The organism is Streptomyces sp. SID3212 (assembly GCF_009865405.1).
In the GTDB taxonomy this organism is placed as follows: domain Bacteria; phylum Actinomycetota; class Actinomycetes; order Streptomycetales; family Streptomycetaceae; genus Streptomyces.
This window is the reverse complement of the sequence record NZ_WWJY01000822.1, coordinates 1-316: the sequence shown is the minus strand read 5'-3', so window position 1 is coordinate 316 and position 316 is coordinate 1. Positions and strand designations below refer to the sequence as shown.

At 76.9% G+C, this 316-nt stretch carries 1 pseudogene; it reads right to left on the bottom strand.

Annotated features, from left to right (window positions below):
- Window positions 1-316, bottom strand: a pseudogene (locus GT042_RS24735) (PAS sensor protein); the annotation flags it as partial.

The following is a 316-nucleotide window of genomic DNA, read 5'->3' as shown; positions in this document are numbered from 1 at the left end:
GTCCTCGCTCGCGGGGCCTTCCGGCCACAGGCTGACCCGGCCCTCGCGCAGGGTGTCCGCCAGCGTGGGGAGGGACCGGATCGGCAGGTCGGGCCACTCGGAACGCCACTCCGACCGCCAGACGTCCGGCCACGCGGAGGGTTCCGGCGGATCGAGCGCGAGGACGACCAGCCGGTCCGACTCGATCTCGCCGAACGCCACCCGGTCGGCACCCAGCGGGCCGCGCAGCGCGGAGACCAGCACCCGGCCCACGTCCCGGACGCTCTTCGCGCCCGCCAGCGCCGCGGCGAGCCGCTGCACGCGGGACACCTCGTCG